This is a genomic window from Streptomyces parvulus (assembly GCF_014648855.1).
Lineage (GTDB): Bacteria > Actinomycetota > Actinomycetes > Streptomycetales > Streptomycetaceae > Streptomyces > Streptomyces parvulus.
Map to the genome: position 1 here is coordinate 187,136 of NZ_BMRX01000013.1, position 13,153 is coordinate 200,288.

The 13,153-nt window shown below is 73.1% G+C and carries 12 protein-coding genes; 4 read left to right on the forward strand and 8 right to left on the reverse strand.

What is annotated here, in order from left to right; genetic code table 11:
- Nucleotides 1-2: 2 nt before the first annotated feature.
- Nucleotides 3-1,271 carry an extracellular solute-binding protein gene (locus IE108_RS25945; RefSeq protein WP_064730997.1) on the reverse strand — a complete coding sequence of 423 codons (1,269 nt, stop codon included), beginning with the start codon at nt 1,269-1,271 and terminating at the stop codon, nt 3-5.
- Between the two features lie 268 nt (nt 1,272-1,539).
- Here IE108_RS25945 and IE108_RS25950 point away from each other — a divergent pair, with 268 nt between their 5' ends.
- Nucleotides 1,540-1,755 carry a dodecin gene (locus tag IE108_RS25950; protein WP_064730996.1) on the forward strand — a complete coding sequence of 72 codons (216 nt, stop codon included), beginning with the start codon at nt 1,540-1,542 and terminating at the stop codon, nt 1,753-1,755.
- Between the two features lie 37 nt (nt 1,756-1,792).
- Here IE108_RS25950 and IE108_RS25955 read toward each other — a convergent pair whose 3' ends face one another.
- Nucleotides 1,793-2,284: a phosphatase domain-containing protein gene (locus IE108_RS25955; protein WP_064730995.1), complete on the reverse strand. Its 492-nt coding sequence runs from the start codon at nt 2,282-2,284 to the stop codon at nt 1,793-1,795.
- 58 nt (nt 2,285-2,342) lie between these two features.
- Here IE108_RS25955 and IE108_RS25960 point away from each other — a divergent pair, with 58 nt between their 5' ends.
- Nucleotides 2,343-3,362 (forward strand): LLM class flavin-dependent oxidoreductase, encoded by a 1,020-nt coding sequence (locus tag IE108_RS25960; protein ID WP_064730994.1) that lies wholly within the window; start codon nt 2,343-2,345, stop codon nt 3,360-3,362.
- Nucleotides 3,363-3,442: 80 nt separating this feature from the next.
- Nucleotides 3,443-5,788: an ATP-binding cassette domain-containing protein gene (locus IE108_RS25965; protein WP_064730993.1), complete on the forward strand. Its 2,346-nt coding sequence runs from the start codon at nt 3,443-3,445 to the stop codon at nt 5,786-5,788.
- 45 nt (nt 5,789-5,833) lie between these two features.
- Here the strand turns inward: IE108_RS25965 and IE108_RS25970 are convergent, their stop codons facing one another.
- The 6 genes from IE108_RS25970 to IE108_RS25995 form a co-directional block, all read right to left on the reverse strand.
- Complete coding sequence (locus tag IE108_RS25970) at nt 5,834-6,793, reverse strand: DUF2382 domain-containing protein (protein ID WP_064730992.1); 960 nt, start codon at nt 6,791-6,793, stop codon at nt 5,834-5,836.
- A 72-nt stretch (nt 6,794-6,865) separates the two neighbouring features.
- Nucleotides 6,866-7,711 carry a lysophospholipid acyltransferase family protein gene (locus IE108_RS25975; protein ID WP_064730991.1) on the reverse strand — a complete coding sequence of 282 codons (846 nt, stop codon included), beginning with the start codon at nt 7,709-7,711 and terminating at the stop codon, nt 6,866-6,868.
- A complete protein-coding gene (locus IE108_RS25980) occupies nt 7,708-8,481 on the reverse strand; it encodes a GNAT family N-acetyltransferase (RefSeq protein WP_064730990.1) in 774 nt (257 codons plus the stop codon). The genes IE108_RS25975 and IE108_RS25980 overlap by 4 nt, the downstream gene beginning before the upstream one ends.
- Nucleotides 8,482-8,676: 195 nt before the next feature.
- Nucleotides 8,677-9,426: a succinate dehydrogenase/fumarate reductase iron-sulfur subunit gene (locus IE108_RS25985; protein ID WP_064730989.1), complete on the reverse strand. Its 750-nt coding sequence runs from the start codon at nt 9,424-9,426 to the stop codon at nt 8,677-8,679.
- Nucleotides 9,423-11,372, reverse strand: coding sequence for a fumarate reductase/succinate dehydrogenase flavoprotein subunit (locus IE108_RS25990; protein WP_064730988.1), 1,950 nt, complete (start codon nt 11,370-11,372; stop codon nt 9,423-9,425). The genes IE108_RS25985 and IE108_RS25990 overlap by 4 nt, the downstream gene beginning before the upstream one ends.
- A 1-nt stretch (nt 11,373) precedes the next feature.
- Entirely contained in the window at nt 11,374-12,045 is a 672-nt protein-coding gene (locus IE108_RS25995) for a succinate dehydrogenase (protein WP_064732067.1), read from the reverse strand.
- A 131-nt stretch (nt 12,046-12,176) separates the two neighbouring features.
- Between IE108_RS25995 and IE108_RS26000 the strand changes: the two genes are divergently transcribed.
- Nucleotides 12,177-13,061: a LysR family transcriptional regulator gene (locus tag IE108_RS26000; RefSeq protein WP_064730987.1), complete on the forward strand. Its 885-nt coding sequence runs from the start codon at nt 12,177-12,179 to the stop codon at nt 13,059-13,061.
- Nucleotides 13,062-13,153: the final 92 nt, after the last annotated feature.

A 13,153-nucleotide genomic window follows, 5' to 3' on the forward strand; every position in this document is an offset into this window, starting at 1 on the left:
CGTCAGCGGGCGTTGACGTCCAGTAGCTCGGTGACGCGGTCGGAGGCCCGGCGGGCCTCCGACTTCGCGTCGCCGCCGGTGAGCACCTTCGTCATGTAGTCCTTGATCGGGTTGGCCGCCTCGACGGCACCCCACCGGGGCGTTCCGGGGGTCGCCCGGCCCTGTGCGGCGCCGGCCGCCATGGCCTCGGCGCCCTCCTCGCCCGCGACGGCCTTGGCGAGCGACGCCTTGTTGGGGACGTAGTTCATGGTGCGGGCCAGGTCGGTGTTCCACTTGGCGCCGGCCAGCGCGTCGACCACGGCGAGCGCGCCCTCGCGTGCGTCCGCGTTCTTCGGGACCACCAGGTCGGAGCCGCCGGTGAAGACCGCGCCGGGCTTGCCGGCGCTCTTGCCGGGCACCGGGAAGAAGCCCAGCTCGCCCTTGAGTTCGGGGTTCTCCCGGACGATGGACTGGGCGAGGCCGGGCACGGCGACGATCTGCGCGACCTCGCCCTTGGCGAACACCTCGCCCTGCGGGGGGTGTTCCTCGTCGGCGTCGACCGGACCGTCGCCGAGGGCCTGCAGCTCCTGGTAGAAGTCCATGCCGCGCAGCGCGGCGGCGGAGTCCAGGGCGCCGGTCCAGGTGCCGCCGTCGCCGGCCTGCTCGGCCAGTTCGCCGCCCTCGTCCCAGATGAAGCCGGAGAGCGTGTACCAGTCCTGGCCGGCCAGGTAGATGCCCTGGCGGCCGTCGGCGTCGAGCTTCTCGGTCGCGGTGATCCACTCCTCGCGGGTGCGGGGCGGCTCGGCGACTCCGGCCTGCTCGAAGAGGTCCTTGCGGTAGATGACGACGCGGTTGGCGGCGTACCAGGGGATGCCGAACTGCTGGGACATGTACTGGCCGGGCTCGGCGAGGCCCGGCAGCCAGTCGCGGATGCCCCAGTCGCGCATCGACTCCAGAGTGAGGTCCTGGAGCCGCCCGCCCTCCGCGTACTGCGGCACCTGGGTGTTGCCGACCTCGATGACGTCGGGGCCGTCCGTGCCGTCGCCCTTGAGGGCGGCCTGCACCTTGTCGCCGATCCCGGTCCACTCCTGGATGCGGATGTCGAGGTCCAGGTCGGGGTGGTCCTTCTCGAAGTCCTCGGTGAAGCGCTGCAGGAAGTCCTGGGAGGCGCTGTCCTTCATCAGCCACACCGTGACGGTGTGCCGCTCGCTCCCGCCGTCCTGCGAGATCAGTCCGCAGCCGCTGAGCAGGGAGGCGGACACACAGACAAGGGCGAGGGGGCGTCGTCTCACGAGGGGTCCTTCTGTCTGACGGACAGGGGGCGGAGGCGGACAGGGGTGTCCTGCGCACGCGAAGGGAGACCCGACATGGGGGGCGAGCCCGAAGCTCGAACGGGTGTCTGGGATTTTGGTATGTACCAATGGGAGGGGTCAAGGGGGTGACGCAGGGTTACCCGCCCGGAGACCGACACCTCGCGCTCCGCGGCGACTTGGGGCACGGTGGAGTGACGTATGGAGTGACGCACCGCACACCGCCGCCCGCGCGGAAGGGAGCACCCGCATGTCGAACCACACCTACCGGGTCACGGAGATCGTCGGCACCTCGCCCGACGGCGTCGACCAGGCCGTCCGCAACGGCATCCGGCGCGCCCACCGGACGCTGCGCAACCTGGACTGGTTCGAGGTGACCCAGGTGCGCGGCCAGATCGAGGAGGGCGAGGTCGCGCACTGGCAGGTCGGCCTGAAGGTCGGCTTCCGCCTGGAGGAGTCGGACTGACCCCCGGAGCGGCGCCCGGCGCGAGCCGTCCGCACGCTCAGGTGCGGCCCTCGCGCTCCTGCGCCGCCCGCAGCTCGGCCGACCGGTCCGCCCAGCGCGCCCGGACCACGGCGAAGCCGGCCCGTTCGGCGTCGTCGCAGACCAGCTCGTCGTCGTCGACCAGGACCCGGACCTCGCGGCCGCGGGCGAGCCGCCGCAGGGTCTCCAGCTTGGTGCGCCGGGCGGGCCGCCGGTCGGCGTTGCCGCGCATGTGCAGCGGTCCCTCGGGCAGGCCGTGCGCGGCGAGCCAGTCGAGCGTGTCGCGCCGGCAGCGCTCGGGCCGCCCGGTCAGGTAGACGATCTCGCAGTCGGCGGCGTGCTCCCGCGCCAGCGCGACGCCCTCGGGGAGCGGCGGGTCGTGCGGGGCGGCGGCGAAGAAGGCGTCCCAGTCGCGCGGCCGGCGCTCCAGGAAGCGCTGCCGGTGCGCGGTGTCGGCGAGGGTGTTGTCCAGGTCGAACACGGCCACCGGGGGCCTGCTGCTGTCGGTCACCCGGCCACAGTAGAACGCGGGCCGGGAATCTGTGCGCGCCGGGAACGTTGAAGGGGAGGTGACCCCGACGATCGCCCGCACCCGCTTCTCCGTCCTCGACCGCTCCCGCATCCGGGCCGGCGGGACCGCGGCGCGTGCGCTGCGGGACACCGTGGAGCTGGCGCGGGAGGCGGAGCGGCTGGGCTACCACCGGTTCTGGGTGTCGGAGCACCACGGCGTGCCCGGCGTGGCGGGCTCGGCGCCGACCGTGCTGGCCGCCGCGGTGGCCGCCGCCACGAGCCGGGTGCGCGTGGGCACCGGCGGCGTGATGCTGCCCAACCACCGCCCCCTGGTCGTCGCCGAGCAGTTCGGCGTCCTGGAGTCGCTCTTCCCCGGCCGGATCGACATGGGCCTGGGCCGGTCGGTGGGCTTCACCGACGGCGTCCGCCGCGCCCTGGGCCGGGACAAGGACGACGCCGACGACTTCGAGGCGCAACTGGCCGAGCTGCTGGGCTGGTTCCGCGGCACCTCCCCGACCGGCGTCCACGCCCGCCCCGCCGAGGGGCTGACCGTGCCGCCCTTCGTGCTGGCCATGGGCGAGGGCGCGGACGTGGCCGCCCGCGCGGGCCTGCCGATGGTCATCGGGGACCTGCGCGACCGCGACCGCATGCGGCGCGGCGTCGACCGCTACCGCGCCGGTTTCCGCCCCTCGCGGTGGAGCCCCGAGCCGTACGTCGTCGTCTCCGGCACGATCGCCGTGGCCGGCACCCCGGAGGCGGCCCGGCGGCTGCTGGTCCCGGAGGCCTGGTCCATGACGCACGCGCGCACCCGTGGCTCCTTCCCGCCGCTGCCCCCGGCCGAGGAGGTCGAGGCCCGGACGATGACCGCCCGGGAGCGGGAGCTGTACGAGGCCGGGCTCGCCGGGCACATCGCGGGCACCGAGGAGCAGGTGGCCGCGGAACTGGAGAGGCTGGTGGCGCAGACCGGCGCACAGGAGGTCCTGGTGACCACCAGTACGTACGACCGGGAGGCGCTGCTGGACTCCTACCGGCGGCTCGCCCGCGTCGTCGGAGCGGGCACGGCCGCCACCCCGGCGTAGAATCGCGGGGTTTGTCCCCGCTTCCCCGCCGTGGCCGACCGTTCCCCGCCGCGACCGAAGACCGTACGGAGTTCCCCGCGATGCACAGCCCCCACGATCCCTACGTCCGGGTGCGCGACGCCCGCGAGCACAACCTCAAGGGCGTGGACGTGGACGTCCCCCGGGACGTGGTCGCCGTCTTCACCGGCGTCTCCGGCTCCGGAAAGTCGTCGCTGGCGTTCGGAACGGTCTACGCGGAGGCGCAGCGCCGCTACTTCGAGTCCGTCGCGCCCTACGCGCGCCGGCTGATCCACCAGGTCGGCGCGCCGAAGGTCGGCGAGATCACGGGGCTGCCTCCCGCGGTGTCGCTCCAGCAGCGCCGCGCCGCACCGACCTCCCGCTCCTCGGTGGGCACCGTCACGAACCTCTCCAACTCCCTGCGGATGCTCTTCTCGCGGGCGGGCGACTACCCGCCGGGCGCCAGGCGACTGGACTCCGACGCCTTCTCGCCCAACACGGCGGCCGGGGCCTGCCCCGAGTGCCACGGGCTCGGCCGGGTGCACCGCACGACCGAGGAGCTGCTGGTGCCCGATCCGGCGCTGTCGATCAGGGACGGCGCGATCGCCGCGTGGCCGGGCGCCTGGCAGGGCAAGAACCTGCGGGACGTCCTCGACGCGCTCGGCCACGACGTGGACCGGCCCTGGCGCGAGCTGCCGGCCGCCGAGCGGGAGTGGATCCTGTTCACCGACGAGCAACCGGTGGTCACGGTGCACCCGGTGCGCGACGCGGGCCGCATCCAGCGGCCGTACCAGGGCACGTACACGAGTGCGCGGCGGTACGTGATGAAGACCTTCTCCGACTCCAGGAGCGCGACGCTGCGCGCGAAGGCGGAGCGCTTCCTCACCAGTGCTCCCTGCCCCGTCTGCGGCGGCGGCAGGCTGCGCCCCGAGTCCCTTGCGGTGACGGTCGGCGGCCGGACCATCGCCGAACTGGCCGCGCTGCCGCTCACCGAGCTGGCCGGGCTGCTGCCGGCCGACGGCGAGACGGCGAAGGTGCTCACCGGGGACCTCGTCTCCCGCATCACGCCCGTCGTCGAACTGGGCCTCGGCTATCTGAGCCTGGACCGCTCCACGCCCACCCTGTCGGCGGGCGAGCTGCAGCGGCTGCGGTTGGCGACGCAGCTGCGCTCCGGGCTGTTCGGGGTGGTGTACGTCCTCGACGAGCCCTCGGCGGGACTGCACCCGGCGGACACCGAGGCGCTGCTGACGGTGCTGGCGCGGCTGAAGGCGGCCGGCAACTCGGTGTTCGTGGTCGAGCACCACCTGGAGGTGATGCGCGGCGCCGACTGGATCGTCGACGTCGGCCCGCTGGCCGGCGAGCACGGCGGGCGCGTGCTGTACAGCGGCCCGGTGGCCGGCCTCGCCGAGGTCGCCGGCTCCGCGACCGCCCGCCACCTCTTCGACCGCTCCCCCGCCCCCGCGCGCCGGGTCAGGACTCCCCGCGACCGGGTGACGGTCGGTCCGGTGTCCCGGCACAACCTGCGCGGGGTGCGCGCGGAGTTCCCGCTCGGGGTGCTCACGGCGGTGACGGGCGTCTCCGGGTCGGGGAAGTCGACGCTCGTGGGCGAGATCACCGGGGACCTGCCCGGAGTGGGGCGGCTGGTCTCCGTCGACCAGCGGCCCATCGGGCGCACCCCGCGCTCCAATCTGGCGACCTACACGGGCCTGTTCGACGTCGTGCGCAAGGTCTTCGCCGCCACGGACGAGGCCCGCGAGCGCGGGTACGGCGTCGGCCGCTTCTCCTTCAACGTGCCCGGCGGTCGCTGCGAGACCTGCCAGGGCGAGGGGTTCGTCAGCGTCGAGCTGCTGTTCCTGCCGAGCACCTACGCGCCGTGCCCCGACTGCGGCGGGGCGCGCTACAACCCCGGGACGCTCGAAGTGGCGTACCGGGGACGGAACATCGCCGGGGTCCTCGACCTCACGGTGGAGGAGGCCGCGGAGTTCTTCGCGGACACGCCCGCGGTGGCGCGCAGCCTGGCGGCCCTCCTCGACGTGGGGCTCGGGTACCTGCGGCTCGGGCAGCCGGCCACCGAGCTGTCCGGCGGGGAGGCGCAGCGCATCAAGCTCGCGAGCGAACTCCAGCGGGGCCGCCGCAGCCACACCCTGTACCTCCTCGACGAGCCCACGACCGGGCTGCATCCGGCCGATGTCGAGGTGTTGATGCGCCAGTTGCACGGCCTGGTGGACGCCGGGCACACGGTGGTCGTCGTCGAGCACGACATGTCCGTGGTGGCCGGCGCCGACCACGTGATCGACCTCGGTCCGGGCGGCGGTGACGCCGGCGGGCGGATCGTCGCCGCGGGCCCGCCGGGGGAGGTGGCGCGTGCGAGCGGAAGCGCCACCGCGCCCTATCTGGAACGGGCCCTGGGCGGCGGGACGCGCCGGTGAGACGTCCTCACCGGCGCTCGGTCCCGCGGTGACGGCGGGACGCGGTCACTCGCGTCCCCGGGGCGGGAGGTCGTCCTCGTCGAAGGACTCGGTCTCGGCCTCGATGCGCTCCTTGCGGACCTGGCCGCGCACCGTCTCGTTCTCGGTGTGCTCCTCCATGGTCATCCGGACGCGCTCGACCGGCACCGTCTCGGTCTCCACGACGGGGCGTTCGGCGTGCAGCGTGATCTCGTGCTCGGCCTCGCTGATCTCCGGCCCGGAGAGCGCGTCGCCGCGGTTCGCGTCCGTGATCGGCTCGCGCACCACGCGGACCTCCTCGTGCTTGACGGGGACGGTCTGCTGCACCTCCTCGGTGACCACGTACTTGCGCAGCCTGGCGCGGCCCGACTCACGCCGTTCGACGCCGACGTGCATCTGCTCCTCGGAGCGGGTCATGGCCTCGTCCTCGCGCAGGCCCATGCGGTCCGGGGCGTCCTGACGCCCGGCCATTCCGCCCGCACCGGTGCGCATGTCGGTTCCGGTGCCCAGGGCCGTGTCCCGGTCCATGTCCGTGTCGCGGTCCATGTCCCTGTCACCGGCCGTACCGGCCAGGCCCGCGGCGCCCCCCGCGCCGGCCGTGCCCGCCGGTCCGGGGCCGGCCGCCCAGCGGCCGTCGTCGGTCCGCTCGGCCTCCGAGAGCACGCTGTCCCAGTTGATGCCGTAGTAGTCGTAGAGCCGGTGTTCCTCGGTCTCCGACAGATGGCCGCCCGCGTCGACGTCGACACTGGGCGCGCCCTTGACCTGGTCCTTGCCGTAGGGAACCTCGAGGTGGTCCTGCACCAGCGCGGCGTCGCGAATGGGCACGAAGGACTCGCCGGAGCCGAACATGCCCGTCTTGACGCTCACCCACTCGGGACGCCCCGTCATGTCGTCGAAGAAGACATGCTTGGCATCGCCGATCTTGTTGCCGTCCCCGTCGTAGACCGGTTGGTCCAGGACGTTGGCGATCTCTTCACGGGTGATCATCTGCCATCACCCTCCTTTCGAGTGCCTGCCTTCCGGTTGTCCGCATCCAGCGGTACGGAAACGGCGCATACCTCACAAAACACACATACTTTTCGAAGGTGCTTTCCCCTGGTGACCGTGCGGAACCCCGGGCGGCGGCGTCCAGCGGGCCGCCTCGGCCGCCTCCGCCAGGGAACGGCGGTCGGGGTGGCGGCCCGCGGGGACGACGGGGCACACCTCCACCTCGGCGGTCAGCCCGCGCGCCGAGGCCACCCGCCACACCGAGGCGAGCAGGGTGTCGGCGCCGACGAACGCCGCCGCCGTGCTCACCTCCCGCTCCCGCGCCCGGTACCGCAGGCGCACCGGCTGGACCGGCACCTCCGCGTCGAGCGCCGCCTGGAAGACTGCCCGGCGGTAGGCGCCGTGGGCTCGTCCGCACCAGGTGCTGCCCTCCGGGAACGCGGCGACGGCGGCACCGGTGCGCAGGGCCAGCGCGAGGGCGGCGACCGTGTCGGGCAGCGCCCGCAGCCGGTCGCGCTCGATGAACAGCACGCCGCCCCGCGCGGCCAGCGCGCCCGCGACCGGCCAGTGCCGTATCTCCTTCTTGGCGAGCATCCTGGCGGGGCGCACGGCGGCCAGCAGCGGGATGTCCAGCCAGGAGACGTGGTTGGCGACGAGGAGCAGACCGCCGGCGGGCGGGGCGGCGCCGGTGACCCGCACCCGGACCCCCGCGGCCCGCACGACCCACCGGGACCAGTGGGCCACGACGGCGGCCGGCACCCTCCGGCGGACCGGCGTCAGCACGACCGCGACCGCCGCGAGGAGCAGGACGGCCACCGCCGCGAGCCGGAGCACGGCGCGGGGCGCCGCCACCGCGGCCCGGGACGGCTCCACGCAGGTCGCGGGCGTGCAGGGCGCGACCGGCAGCCAGGCGCTCACCGGGCGGGGACGAGCGAGAGGAAGTGCCGCAGATAGCGCGGGTCGACCCGGCTCATCGGCAGCAGCACGTACAGGTCGGCGACGCCGAAGTCCACGTCGTGCGCGGGCTCCCCGCAGACCCAGGCGCCCAGGCGCAGGTAGCCCCGCAGCAGCGCGGGCAGCTCGGTGCGGCCGGCGGGCGCCGCCGCGCGCGGGATCCACGGCAGCAGCGGCCGCACCCGGTACTCCTCGGGCGCCAGGTGCTTGCCGCGCACCCGGTCCCAGGTGCCGGCGGCGAGCGCGCCGCCGTCGGCGAGGGGGAGTGAGCAGCAGCCCGCCAGCCACTCGTGGCCCCGGTCGGTCATGTAGCGGGCTATGCCGGCCCAGATGAGGCCGATGACGGCGCCGTCCCGGTGCGCGGGGTGCACGCAGGAGCGGCCGACCTCGACCAGCGAGGGGCGGATCGCGTCGAGCGCCGTGAGGTCGAACTCGCCCTCGGCGTACAGCCGTCCGGCGACCGCCGCGCGCTCCGGGGGCAGCAGCCGGTAGGTGCCGACGACCTGCCCGGTCGTCTCCTCGCGCACGAGCAGGTGGTCGCAGTACGCGTCGAAGGGGTCGACGTCGTACCCGGGCTGCGGGCTCGCCAGCAGCGCGCCCATCTCCCCGGCGAAGACATCGTGCCGCAGCCGCTGCGCGGCCCGTACGTCGTCCTCGTCGCGGGCGAGGGACACCGTGTAGCGGTGGGGTGCGGCGGGCTTGGGAGGACGGTCTGCGGTCAGTACGCCGGTCATGGGTGCTCTCCTGTCGCGGTGCGGGTCCGCCACAGTTCTTCCGACGCCGGCTGTACTGCGCGTGACAAGTGCCGGGAGAGCGGATGTGCGCTTGCTGAATGCCGGGCGCCCAGCGAGACGGGGCCGGAGGGAGCACCTCCCCCGGCCCCGCCCGTCCGCACCTGACGGCGAACGTTCGTCGGGCTAGGGCCAGCCCTAGCGCCTGCCCGCCTTGCGGGTGGCCCGCAGCCACTCCTTGTTCATGCTGGTGATGGACATCAGCGGGATGCCCTTGGGGCAGGCGGTGGCGCACTCGCCGGCGAGCGTGCACCCGCCGAAGCCCTCCTCGTCCATCTGCCCGACCATGTCCAGCACCCGCGTCTCCCGCTCGGGCGCCCCCTGCGGCAGCACGTTCAGGTGGTTCACCTTCGCGGACGTGAACAGCATCGCCGCTCCGTTGGGGCACGCCGCGACGCACGCGCCGCACCCGATGCACTCGGCGTGCTCGAAGGCGAGGTCGGCGTCCGGCTTGGGCACCGGAGCGGCATGGGCCTCCGGGGCGGCCCCGGTCGGCGCGGTGATGTAGCCCCCGGCCTGGATGATCCGGTCGAAGGCGGACCGGTCGACGACCAGGTCCTTGACGACGGGGAAGGCGGACGCCCGCCACGGCTCGATGTCGATCGTGTCGCCGTCGCGGAAGGACCGCATGTGCAGCTGGCAGGTGGTGGTGCGCTCCGGTCCGTGCGCGTCGCCGTTGATGACCAGCGAGCAGGCGCCGCAGATGCCCTCGCGGCAGTCGTGGTCGAAGGCGACGGGGTCCTCACCCTTGAGGATCAGCTCCTCGTTGAGGGTGTCGAGCATCTCCAGGAAGGACATGTCGCGGGAGATCCCGTCCACCTCGTAGGTGGACATGGCGCCGTCGGCGTCGGCGTTCTTCTGCCGCCAGACGCGCAGGGTGAGCCTCATGCGTAGCTCCGCTGGGTGGGGTGGACGTACTCGAAGACCAGGTCTTCCTTGTGCAGGGTGGGCGCGTCGCCGGTGCCGGTGAACTCCCAGGCGGCGGCGTAGCCGAACTCGTCGTCCCGGCGGGCCGCCTCGCCGTCGGGGGTCTGGGACTCCTCGCGGAAGTGGCCGCCGCAGGACTCGGAGCGGTGCAGCGCGTCGAGGCACATCAGCTCGGCGAGCTCAAGGTAGTCGACGACCCGGTTGGCCTTCTCCAGGGACTGGTTGAACTCCTCGCCGGTGCCCGGGACCTTGATCCGCCGCCAGAACTCCTCGCGGATCTGCGGGATGCGCTCCAGCGCCTTGCGCAGTCCGGAGTCGGTGCGGGCCATGCCGCAGAACTCCCACATCAGCTCGCCCAGTTCGCGGTGGAAGGAGTCCGGGGTGCGGTCGCCGTCCACCGACAGGAGCAGGTTCAGCCGGTCCTCGGTCTCGGCGACCACCTCCTGCACGGCCGGGTGGTCGTCGTCCACCTCGTCCTTGTGCGGGTTGCGGGCGAGGTAGTCGTTGATGGTGGCCGGGAGGACGAAGTAGCCGTCCGCCAGGCCCTGCATGAGCGCGGAGGCGCCGAGCCGGTTGGCCCCGTGGTCGGAGAAGTTCGCCTCGCCGATCGCGAACAGGCCCGGGACGGTGGTCTGGAGGTCGTAGTCCACCCACAGACCGCCCATCGTGTAGTGCACCGCGGGGTAGATCCGCATCGGCACCCGGTACGGGTCCTCGTCGGTGATCCGCTGGTACATGTCGAAGAGGTTGCCGTACTTGGCCTCGACCGCCTTGCGCCCCATCCGCTCGATCGCGTCCGCGAAGTCCAGGTACACGCCCTGGCCGCCGGGGCCGACGCCCCTGCCCTCGTCGCAGACGTTCTTCGCGGCGCGGGAGGCGATGTCGCGGGGGACGAGGTTGCCGAAGGAGGGGTAGATGCGCTCCAGGTAGTAGTCGCGCTCGCCCTCGGGGATCTCGTTCGGCGGCCGGTCGTCGCCCTTGGCCTTCGGCACCCAGATCCGGCCGTCGTTGCGCAGCGACTCGCTCATCAGCGTCAGCTTGGACTGGTGGTCGCCGGTGCGCGGGATGCAGGTGGGGTGGATCTGGGTGAAGCACGGGTTGGCGAACCAGGCGCCGCGCCGGTGCGCCCGCCACACGGCGGTGGCGTTGGAGTTCATGGCGTTGGTCGACAGGTAGAAGACGTTCCCGTAGCCGCCGGTGGCCAGGACGACGGCGTCCGCGAAGTAGGTGTCGATCTTCCCGGTGATCAGGTCGCGGGCGACGATGCCGCGCGCCCGGCCGTCCACGACGACCAGGTCGAGCATCTCGGTGCGCGGGTGCATCTCGATGTTGCCGGCCGCGATCTGCCTGCTGAGCGCCTGGTAGGCGCCGAGCAGCAGCTGCTGGCCGGTCTGGCCGCGCGCGTAGAAGGTGCGGGAGACCTGGACGCCGCCGAAGGAGCGGGTGTCGAGGAGGCCGCCGTACTCGCGGGCGAACGGCACGCCCTGGGCCACGCACTGGTCGATGATCTCGACGGAGATCTGCGCCAGCCGGTGCACGTTGGACTCGCGGGAGCGGAAGTCGCCGCCCTTGACGGTGTCGTAGAACAGCCGGTGGACGGAGTCGCCGTCGTTGCGGTAGTTCTTCGCGGCGTTGATGCCGCCCTGCGCGGCGATGGAGTGCGCCCGGCGCGGGGAGTCCTGGTAGCAGAACTGCACGACGCGGTAGCCCTGTTCGGCGAGGGTCGCCCCGGCGGAGCCGCCCGCGAGGCCGGTGCCCACGACGATGACGGTCTGCTTGCGCCGGTTGGCCGGGTTGACGAGCTTCGCCTCGAAGCGGCGCGTGTCCCAGCGCTCGTTGACCGGCCCGGACGGGGCCTTGGTGTCGGCGACCGGATCGCCGGTCGTGTAGTCGGCGTAGGTTGTCATGTCAGCTCACCACTCCGGTCATGACGCCCACGGGTACGGCGACGAAGCCGGCCGTGAGCAGCAGCGCGAGGACGTTCGCGACGGTCTTCAGGGCGCGGTCGCGGCTGCGGCTGCCGACGCCGAGGGTCTGGGCGGCGCTCCACAGGCCGTGCCGGACGTGGAAGCCGAGGGCGACCACGGCGACGATGTAGACGACGTTGCCGTACCAGGTGGAGAACGTGTCGATGATGTTCTGGTACGGGTGCAGGTGCTCGTAGCCGCCCGGGTGCACGGTGCCGGTCGTCAGGTCCAGGATGTGCCAGACGATGAAGAGGCCGAGGATGACGCCGCCCCAGCGCATCGTGCGGGTGGCGAAACTCCGGCCCGCCTTCCTGTTCGCGTACTTGGTGGGGCGCGCCCTGATGTCGCGGCGGCTCAGCTGGTAGGCGGAGGTCGCGTGGGCGACGACGGCGACCACGAGGACGACGCGGATCAGCCAGAGCGTCCACTCGTAGTGCATGAACGGTTCGCCCACCGTGCGCAGCCAGTGCGCGTAGTGGTTGATCTCCTCGGGGCCGAAGAAGATCTTCAGGTTCCCGATCATGTGGGCGACCAGGTAGAGCAGCATGACGAAACCGCTGACCGCCATCACTGTCTTCTTGCCGACGGTCGAGTCCCACACGGTGCGCGCCAGGGACGGCCGTCGGTCCGTCCGCGTTGCCAGAGCCATGTCACAGGACGTTACGGGGAGCGCCGCCCATCGGTCCAAGACATGGTGTGCCTGGTTTCCATAGGGCACGCCTATCGACGACGTATGCTCGCCGTATGCAGTTGCAACAGCTCCGGTACTTCGTGGCGGTCGCGGAGACGCGGCACTTCACGCGCGCCGCGGAGGAGGTCCACGTGGCACAGCCGTCGCTGTCCCAGCAGATCAAGGCGCTGGAGCGGGAGCTGGGCGCGGACCTGTTCCTGCGGGCCCGCGGCAACATCAGCCTCACCGACGCCGGGGAGGCGCTGCTGCCGCTGGCGCGCCGGATCCTGGCGGACGCGGATACCGCGCGGCACGAGGTGCTGGAGCTGGTGCAGCTGCGTCGCGGCCGGGTCCGGCTGGGCGCCACGCCGAGCCTGTGCACGGGCCTGCTCCCCGACGTGCTCCGCGCCTTCCACGACCGCTATCCCGGCATCCAGCTGCTGATCGAGGAGGGCGGCTCGCACGACCTGGTCCGCGAGCTGGCACGCGGGGCGCTCGACCTCGCGCTGGTCGTCCTGCCGCTGCCCACCGCGTCGCCGTCGCTGACCACGGTCGAGCTGCTGCGGGAGGACCTGGTCGTGGTGTCGTCCCCGGAGTCCGCCCGGCCGGGCGGCGGACGCCGGACCGTGGACATCGCCGACCTGGAGGGCGAGCGCCTGGTCATGTTCCGGCACGGCTACGACCTGCGGGAGCTGACGGTGGCCGCGTGCCGCTCCGCCGGGTTCGAACCGGACTTCGCGGTGGAGGGCGGGGAGATGGACGCGGTGCTGGGCTTCGTCCGGGCCGGGCTGGGGATGGCGGTGGTGCCCCGGATGGTGGCGGCCCGCTCCGGCCGCGGGCTGCGGGTGACGCCGCTGGCCCGGCCCGGCCTGCACCGGACCATCGCGCTGGCGCACCGCAGCGATGTGGCTCCGCCGCGGGCGGCCCGGGAGTTGCAGCGGATGCTGCTCGAACGGTGAGCGCGGGGCCGGCCCCGGGGCGCCGTTGGTGGTCGGCGCCGTCCGGGGCTGCGGGTGCGTTGTGGCTGGTCGCGCAGTTCCCCGCGCCCCTT

Bases quoted from the DNA above. Each gene is read 5' to 3' on its own strand.
- IE108_RS25950 (WP_064730996.1), top strand. From the start codon at position 1,540: ATGTCGAACCACACCTACCGGGTCACGGAGATCGTCGGCACCTCGCCC.
- IE108_RS25965 (WP_064730993.1), top strand. From the start codon at position 3,443: ATGCACAGCCCCCACGATCCCTACGTCCGGGTGCGCGACGCCCGCGAG.
- IE108_RS25970 (WP_064730992.1), bottom strand. From the start codon at position 6,793: ATGATCACCCGTGAAGAGATCGCCAACGTCCTGGACCAACCGGTCTAC.
- IE108_RS25980 (WP_064730990.1), bottom strand. From the start codon at position 8,481: ATGACCGGCGTACTGACCGCAGACCGTCCTCCCAAGCCCGCCGCACCC.
- IE108_RS25985 (WP_064730989.1), bottom strand. From the start codon at position 9,426: ATGAGGCTCACCCTGCGCGTCTGGCGGCAGAAGAACGCCGACGCCGAC.
- IE108_RS25990 (WP_064730988.1), bottom strand. From the start codon at position 11,372: ATGACAACCTACGCCGACTACACGACCGGCGATCCGGTCGCCGACACC.
- IE108_RS26000 (WP_064730987.1), top strand. From the start codon at position 12,177: ATGCAGTTGCAACAGCTCCGGTACTTCGTGGCGGTCGCGGAGACGCGG.